The sequence below is a fragment of the Pseudomonas sp. 3A(2025) genome (assembly GCF_054589175.1).
Genome location: NZ_BAAILM010000030.1, coordinates 39,854 through 47,460, shown reverse-complemented (window position 1 = coordinate 47,460; position 7,607 = coordinate 39,854). Strand labels below are relative to the sequence as shown.

Below are 7,607 nucleotides of genomic sequence, written 5' to 3'. Positions count from 1 at the left end.
GGACGTTCCGAGCATGCTCAAGCGTTACGCCTCGCGGCGGATTTGATTCTGGTGCCGGGGCCGCTGATGCGGCCCCGGGCGCCTATTGGAGTGTTTATGGCAGTCAAGGTCCTGGTGGTGGATGATTCCGGTTTTTTCCGCCGCCGAGTTACGGAAATCCTGTCTTCGGACCCACAGATTCAAGTGGTCGGTACTGCCACCAATGGTAAGGAAGCCATTGAACAGGCTCTGGCACTCAAGCCTGATGTGATCACCATGGATTACGAAATGCCGATGATGGATGGCATTACCTCGGTGCGCCACATCATGCAGCGCATTCCTACCCCGGTTTTGATGTTCTCCTCACTGACCCATGAAGGCGCACGAGTCACCCTCGATGCCCTGGATGCCGGTGCGGTCGACTTTTTGCCGAAAAATTTTGAAGATATCTCGCGCAACCCAGACAAAGTTCGTCAGTTGCTGTGCGAGAAGATCAACAGTATTGCGCGCAGCAACCGTCGTTTCAGCGGCTCGACGCCGGCACCGACGCCTGCGCCTGCTACAACCACAAGTCCGTTGGGCACCAGCAGCCTGCGCCGCCCTGCGCCCGCGCCCAGTCCTGCGCCGGCCCGGCCTCTGCCGACACGCACACCGGCGCCTGCCGCCACTGCGCACGCGGCACCGGCACATCATTCGCCGACGCCGCGGCGCAAATCCTACAAGCTGGTGGCTATCGGCACCTCGACCGGTGGTCCGGTGGCGCTGCAGCGTGTTCTAACGCAATTGCCCGCCAACTTTCCGGCGCCTATCGTGCTGATCCAGCACATGCCGGCTGCCTTCACCAAGGCCTTCGCCGAGCGCCTCGACAAACTGTGCAGGATCAGCGTCAAGGAAGCCGAAGACGGCGACCTGCTGCGTCCGGGTCTGGCATTGCTGGCACCTGGCGGCAAACAGATGATGATCGATGCCCGTGGCGCGGTGAAAATCCTGCCCGGCGACGAACGCCTCAACTACAAGCCGTGCGTGGACATCACCTTCGGGTCGGCGGCCAAGACCTATGGCGACAAAGTGCTGGCGGTGGTGCTGACCGGCATGGGCGCCGACGGTCGCGAAGGCGCGCGCATGCTCAAGCAGAGCGGCAGTAATGTCTGGGCGCAGGACGAAGCCAGTTGTGTGATCTATGGCATGCCCATGGCCATCGTCAAGGCGGATCTGGCCGATGCGGTCTACAGCCTGGATGACATCGGCCGGCACCTGGTCGAGGCCTGTCTGTAATGGATATTCTGAGCCTTATCGGGCTGATTCTGGCGCTGATCGCCATTGTTGGCGGCAACTTTCTCGAAGGTGGCCACGCCGGTGCGTTGCTCAACGGCCCGGCGGCGCTGATCGTGCTGGGCGGTACGCTGGCGGCTTCGCTGATTCAGTCGCCGATGAGTGCGTTCAAGCGCGCCATGCAGATTTTTCCGTGGATTCTGTTCCCGCCGCGCATCGACTTGTCTGGCGGCATCGACCGGATCATCGGCTGGAGCCTGACGGCGCGCAAGGAAGGCTTGCTGGGCCTTGAGGCGATTGCCGATACCGAGCCGGATGCCTATGCGCGCAAGGGCCTGCAACTGCTGGTCGACGGTGCCGAGCCCGAGTCGATCCGCGGTATTCTGGAAGTGGACTTCATCACCCAGGAAACCCGCGATATCCAGGCTGCCAAGGTTTACGAAGGCATGGGCGGTTATGCGCCGACCATCGGCATCATCGGTGCGGTCATGGGCCTGATCCATGTCATGGGCAATCTGGCCGACCCCAGCCAGTTGGGCAGCGGTATTGCCGTGGCGTTCGTCGCCACGATCTACGGCGTGGCCAGCGCCAACCTGTTTCTGTTGCCGGTCGCCAACAAGCTCAAGGCCATTGCCCTGCGTCAATCGCGCTATCGGGAAATGCTCCTGGAAGGCCTGCTGTCGATTGCCGAAGGCGAGAACCCGCGCTCCATCGAACTCAAGCTGCAAGGCTTCATGGAGTAGCCGTCATGGCCCGTCGCCGCCCCCGCGAAGAACATGAAAACCATGAACGCTGGCTGGTCTCTTACGCCGACTTCATTACGCTGTTGTTCGCCTTTTTCGTGGTGATGTATTCGATCTCGTCGCTCAACGAGGGCAAGTACAAGATTCTGTCCCAGGCATTGGTCGGGGTCTTCAACGACCCCGAGCGCACCATCCAGCCGATTCCGGTCGGTGAACAGCGCCCGCAGACCGTCAAGCCGGCCCAGCCGTTGCTCAAGGACAGCGAAGAAACCGACGCCGGTATTGGCCAGAACAGTGTCGACCCGCTGAAAACCATCGCCGATGAAGTGCGCGCAGGTTTTGGCGACCTGATCAGTTCCGACCAGATGACCGTACGCGGCAACGAGCTGTGGATCGAGATCGAACTCAACTCCAGCCTGCTGTTCGGCAGCGGTGACGCCATGCCCAGCAATCGGGCGTTTGGCATCATCGACAGGGTTGCCACCATCGTCAAACGCTTCGATAACCCGATTCACGTCGAAGGCTTTACCGACAATCAACCCATCAATACCGCGCAGTTTCCGACCAACTGGGAATTGTCTTCGTCGCGCGCTGCAAGCATCGTGCGCCTGCTGGCCATGTACGGCGTCAATCCTGCGCGCATGGCGTCGGTCGGCTATGCCGAATTTCAACCCATTGCGGCCAATTCAACGGCTCAGGGCCGTGCCGCAAACCGTCGGGTAGTGCTGGTGATTTCACGCAATCTGGATGTACGTCGCAGCCTGACCAGCAGTGGCTCGGCCAATGCTCAGCCGGACGCGGCGTTACGTCGTGCTGGCACACAAACTGCACCGGCACCGGCAAGACCGCCGTCAGGCAACAATGCTGTCAATTCTCCGTCACCTGCTCGCTAGACGATCGCCGGTAGGGGAGTGGGCGTGCGCAAGGAAATAACCGAATGAGAGTCTGGGCAGTCGCCAATCAGAAAGGTGGGGTCGGTAAGACCACCACGACCATTGCTCTGGCCGGGTTGCTGGCCGACTCGGGCAAGCGCGTGGTCGTGGTCGATCTCGACCCGCACGGCTCGATGACCAGTTATTTCGGGTACGACCCCGATGCGCTGGAGCACAGTGCTTTCGACCTGTTCCTGAACAAGGGCGCAGTGCCACAAGACTTGCCCGGCCAGTTGCTGCTGCCGACCAGCGATCAACGTATTTCCCTGATGCCTTCCAGCACCGCACTGGCCACGCTGGAGCGCCAGTCACCGGGGCAGAACGGCCTGGGCCTGGTGATTGCGAAAAGCCTGGCGCAGCTGTGGCAGGATTTTGACTATGCCTTGATCGACAGCCCGCCGTTACTAGGGGTGTTGATGGTCAACGCACTGGCGGCCAGCCAGCAACTGGTGATCCCGGTGCAGACCGAATTTCTGGCGGTCAAGGGGCTGGAGCGTATGGTCAATACCCTGGCGATGATCAACCGTTCACGCAAGACCCCTTTGCCCTACACCATTGTGCCGACCTTGTTCGACCGGCGTACCCAGGCCTCGATGGGCACACTGAAACTGTTGCGCGATTCGTTTCCCGATCATGTCTGGAAAGCGTATGTACCGGTCGACACGCGTCTGCGCGATGCCAGCCGGGCCGGCGTCACGCCGTCGCAGAACGACAGCAAGAGCCGTGGCGTACTGGCTTACCGGGCGCTGCTTAAACACCTGCTCGCCGAGCAACTGACCGCGCAGGTGGCCTGACATGATCCGTCCCGTAGATATCGCAACCCGGCCGCAACTGGCACTGCAATCGTACCTCGATGCCTTGCTTCAGGATGCCACCGAAGAGGCGCCGCTGGCCCTTGAACCGTTGGAACCGGCCACTACGATTGACGAATTTCAGGCGGCCGTGCTCGAAGAACAGGCCCGCGATGCCTTGATGCCGGCGCGCAAGCCGCTGGCGCTGGCCGTGGTTGCGCCTGTGCAGGTTCCGGCCCCGGTTGCGGTCGTGGTCGAGGTCCCGGTCGAAACCGTACCCGTTGTCGCACCGGTCATTGAAGAGCCTGTGCTGACGCTGGTCGAGCCGGTCGCTGAATTGAACAAACCGCTGGGCCTGATCGTACCGCCGCCACCGGCCGGCAGTCAGCGCCCGGACTGGGCCGCAGAACCCTTTGAATGCCTGTTGTTCGATGTGGCCGGCCTGACCCTGGCCGTTCCCCTGGTGTGCCTGGGGGCGATTTACCCGCTGGATGGCCAGGAGTTGACACCGCTGTTCGGCCAGCCGGACTGGTTTCTAGGCATCCTGCCGTGCCAGGCGGGCAACCTGAAGGTGCTCGACACGGCACGCTGGATCATGCCGGAGCGTTACCGCGACGATTTTCGCCAGGGACTGCAATACGTGATCTCGGTTCAGGGCTATGAATGGGGCTTGGCAGTGCATCAGGTCAGCCGCTCGCTGCGCCTGGACCCCAACGAGATCAAATGGCGCGCCCAACGCGGTCACAGGCCCTGGCTTGCCGGGACGGTGATCGAGCATATGTGTGCGCTGGTGGACGTGGCCGAGTTGGCCGAGCTGATTGCCAGTGGCGCGGTCAAGCGGCTCGACAAGAAAAGATAAATCATCGGGCGTCGCGCCTTGCGCCGCCTGAACAGCACACACCTGAGGGGTTGCAAGCATGAACAAGTCGTCTGCACAGGGTTCCGAAGATCCTATCCTGCAGTGGGTTACCTTCCGTCTCGACAACGAGTCGTACGGCATCAACGTAATGCAGGTCCAGGAAGTGCTGCGCTACACCGAGATCGCTCCGGTTCCGGGTGCGCCAAGCTACGTGCTGGGCATCATCAACCTGCGCGGCAACGTGGTCACCGTGATCGACACCCGCCAGCGCTTCGGCCTGCCGCCGGTTGAAGTCAGCGACAACACCCGCATCGTGATCATCGAGGCCGACAAGCAAGTGGTCGGCATTCTGGTCGACAGCGTTGCCGAGGTGGTTTACCTGCGTCAGTCGGAAGTCGAAACCGCGCCAAACGTGGGCAACGACGAGTCGGCCAAGTTCATCCAGGGCGTGTGCAACAAGAACGGCGAACTGCTGATTCTGGTCGAGCTGGACAAAATGATGACGGAAGAAGAGTGGTCCGAACTGGAGAACATCTGACCGATGCTTGAGGCCGCCGTCATCGTTCTGGGCATTCTATGGGTCTTTACCCTGTTGATGCTCACGAGCCACATCAAGCGTCAGCGCCGTCTGGATGCCGAACGCGACAAGGTCAGTAGCGCGCGCGAACAGCGCATGCGCGACCTGGCTCGTCGCGTCGACAACTTCCAGGCCGGCACCGTGCGCATGGGCGAAGAATTGCACGACCTGCGTGCGATGGTGGCCTTGCTGCCCGACAAGATCACCTCGCTGGAGCAGCGCGACCCCTCGACCCTGACCTTCGCCCAGGCCGCGCGCCTGGTCGGCATGGGCGCCAGTGTCGAGGAACTGACCCAGTCCTGCGGCCTGACCCAGGCCGAAGCGCAACTGGTCAGCAAACTGCACCGGCATAACAACAAGCTCTGACAGCTGGTACGCCTACCTCGTAGGACCGGCCGGGTTACCATTTCGGGGTGATGTCTTTCTCGATCGGCGGATCATCAGGCCCCATCCCTACGGGGTATTTACCTTTCAGGTGCCAGGCAAAGGCGATGATTTCGGCGATGCTCAGGTACAGCGCCTGCGGAATGCTGTCACCCAGTTCCAGGCGGGCCAGCAGGCTGACCAGTTCGGCATTCTCATAGATCGGCACTTCGTGTTCGCGGGCGATGGCGAGGATTTCCTCGGCCAGTCGGTCGTCGCCCTTGGCGCTCAGGGTCGGTGCCTGCTGGCCGTCGTAGGTCAGCGCGATGGCCTGGCGCGGGGCGGCAAGGTCGGTGGGGTTCATCAGGCGTTCTCGTCGATCCAGCGTTGTTCAAGAGAGGTGCGCGCACCTTGCGGGGCCGCGCCGTGGTTGCAGGCCAGTTCGCCGACGCTCAGTCCGCAAGCCACCAGGCGCTCGCGCAAATGGCCCAGCTCACGTTCGATCAGCCCGGCGCTGGCTTCACGTTCTGCCCACAGTTCGCTGGACAGCGTGCCGCGCACCAGCCTGGCATGCACTTGCAGCGGGCCCAGCGGCTCCAGATCGAACGCCAGGTTGATGCTCCACAACTGTTCGCGCTGTGGCTCTTTATCTTCACCCTTCTGGCCAGCTGCCGACTCATCCGGCGCTGACTCCTCGCGTTGTACCTTGACCTGCAAGGGCACGATGTCGTGGGCATGGCGCGTCGGCACTTCCAGTTGCCAGGTGGTGACCTGGGTGCCGTCGGCCAGGGTGCGGGTCTGTTCCAGCGCGCCCAGTTGATGACTTTGCAAGCGTGACACCGCGGCGGCTGCAAGCTTGAGCAGTATTTCCAGATCGTCCGTTTCGCCGGTCAAGACGTTGCGCGAGGACAGGGGGAAGCTGTCCGGCACGCTGCGTGCCGCCACCAGGCCCAGGGTACCCAGTGCATTGCGAATCGCAGTGGGCATCACCCGCGCCAGGGTATTGGACGCGGCCACTGCGTCATACGAGGTATTGTCCGGCAGGCCCGGCAACAACTGCGCGATCAGGCGCATCAGGTTGGCCTTCAGGTCGGGCACCTGTTGCAGATTCTGCCCGGCCAGCAAGCGTGCTTCCATGAATAGTCCACTGGCATTGAACGCCTGCATCAGGCCGCGCACGTTGCTCAGTTGCTGAACGTCGGGCAGCTCGGCCAGCAACTGATCGATGCTGGCCTGCAACGCCGGATTGCTTGAGGTTGCTGGCAGGTTTTGCAGCGCGCCGATCAGCGTCTCCAGCGAGCCCTGGCGGCTTTGTTGCACGCCCAGTTGCTGAGCCACCGCCAATTGATCGAGGCCACCGGGCAGTGGCACAAAGCTCAGCGCCTGATTGCCCTGCACCCGTGCGCTGAGCAGGCTGCCGATGGTCAAGGCCTGCGGGCTGTCGACGCTGATCGTGGTACCGGCCAGCGGTGTATTGAGCAGTAGCACCAACGAGCGATACGCCGTGGAAGGCGAGGCTGCATTGTTCTGCGCGTGCGCCGGCTGCGCGGCGCCGGTCATTTGATTGAACGCCTGGCTCACCACCTGGCTGGTCATCACCTTGCCCTGTAACAGGGTTCCGGGCGGCACTTGTTGGCTGTCCAGCTCGGTGGTCACGTTATTCATCGCGGCATTGACTTGCTGCAACGACATCAGCAACTGATTGGGCGATGCCTGCATCACCTGAAACAGGGTGCCGGGCGTCAATGGCACGCTGCTGCTGACCGCTACGCTGGTCTGGGTGCCATTGGCCAGGTTCAGGCGCAACAGCATCTGGAACTGCTGGTCGACCTGCTTGAGGCTGATGACCTGAGCTTCGGCGGTCTGGCCGTCGCCAATCAGGTTGGCAGCGGCATTGAACAGCGTCATGACCTGACCTGCAGCCGCGCCGCCGCGTAGTTGTGCCAGCGCAGGATTGGCGGGAGGAACCTGAGAGATGTCACCTGTCATTGAGCTGCAACCAATTGAATTAGACCTCTTGGGAGCAGAACGCCCATGTATAATGCCGGCCCTTTTTGCCGGTTTTGCCATCAAGTTGCACCAGTGTAACGG

9 protein-coding genes are annotated in these 7,607 nt (G+C 61.9%); 7 read left to right on the top strand and 2 right to left on the bottom strand.

From position 1 onward, the window contains the following. The first annotated feature begins 96 nt into the window (after window positions 1-96). From ACYP2A_RS11065 to ACYP2A_RS11035, 7 genes are read left to right on the top strand one after another with little or no spacing between them, the layout of a single operon-like run. Window positions 97-1,254 (top strand): protein-glutamate methylesterase/protein-glutamine glutaminase, encoded by a 1,158-nt coding sequence (locus tag ACYP2A_RS11065; RefSeq protein WP_459745033.1) that lies wholly within the window; start codon window positions 97-99, stop codon window positions 1,252-1,254. Continuing rightward, window positions 1,254-1,994 carry a flagellar motor protein gene (locus ACYP2A_RS11060; RefSeq protein ID WP_459745032.1) on the top strand — a complete coding sequence of 247 codons (741 nt, stop codon included), beginning with the start codon at window positions 1,254-1,256 and terminating at the stop codon, window positions 1,992-1,994. The genes ACYP2A_RS11065 and ACYP2A_RS11060 overlap by 1 nt, the downstream gene beginning before the upstream one ends. A gap of 5 nt (window positions 1,995-1,999) precedes the next feature. Beyond that, window positions 2,000-2,887 (top strand): flagellar motor protein MotD, encoded by an 888-nt coding sequence (gene motD / locus ACYP2A_RS11055; RefSeq protein ID WP_459745031.1) that lies wholly within the window; start codon window positions 2,000-2,002, stop codon window positions 2,885-2,887. Between the two features lie 44 nt (window positions 2,888-2,931). Continuing rightward, complete coding sequence (locus ACYP2A_RS11050) at window positions 2,932-3,720, top strand: ParA family protein (protein ID WP_459745030.1); 789 nt, start codon at window positions 2,932-2,934, stop codon at window positions 3,718-3,720. Window position 3,721: 1 nt separating this feature from the next. Beyond that, window positions 3,722-4,576, top strand: a complete 855-nt coding sequence (locus tag ACYP2A_RS11045; protein WP_459745029.1) for a CheW domain-containing protein — start codon at window positions 3,722-3,724, stop codon at window positions 4,574-4,576. A 58-nt stretch (window positions 4,577-4,634) separates the two neighbouring features. Further along, the gene (locus ACYP2A_RS11040) at window positions 4,635-5,114 is read left to right on the top strand and encodes a chemotaxis protein CheW (protein WP_056838760.1); all 480 of its coding nucleotides are present in this window, start codon (window positions 4,635-4,637) and stop codon (window positions 5,112-5,114) included. A 3-nt stretch (window positions 5,115-5,117) separates the two neighbouring features. Continuing rightward, window positions 5,118-5,519: a DUF2802 domain-containing protein gene (locus ACYP2A_RS11035; RefSeq protein WP_459745028.1), complete on the top strand. Its 402-nt coding sequence runs from the start codon at window positions 5,118-5,120 to the stop codon at window positions 5,517-5,519. Window positions 5,520-5,553: 34 nt separating this feature from the next. On the opposite strand, the gene ACYP2A_RS11030 is transcribed toward ACYP2A_RS11035, so the two are convergent. Then, the gene (locus tag ACYP2A_RS11030; RefSeq protein WP_459745027.1) at window positions 5,554-5,880 is read right to left on the bottom strand and encodes an EscU/YscU/HrcU family type III secretion system export apparatus switch protein; all 327 of its coding nucleotides are present in this window, start codon (window positions 5,878-5,880) and stop codon (window positions 5,554-5,556) included. Beyond that, window positions 5,880-7,505, bottom strand: coding sequence for a flagellar hook-length control protein FliK (locus ACYP2A_RS11025; RefSeq protein ID WP_459745026.1), 1,626 nt, complete (start codon window positions 7,503-7,505; stop codon window positions 5,880-5,882). Before ACYP2A_RS11025 ends, ACYP2A_RS11030 begins: the two co-directional genes overlap by 1 nt. Window positions 7,506-7,607 lie beyond the last annotated feature (102 nt).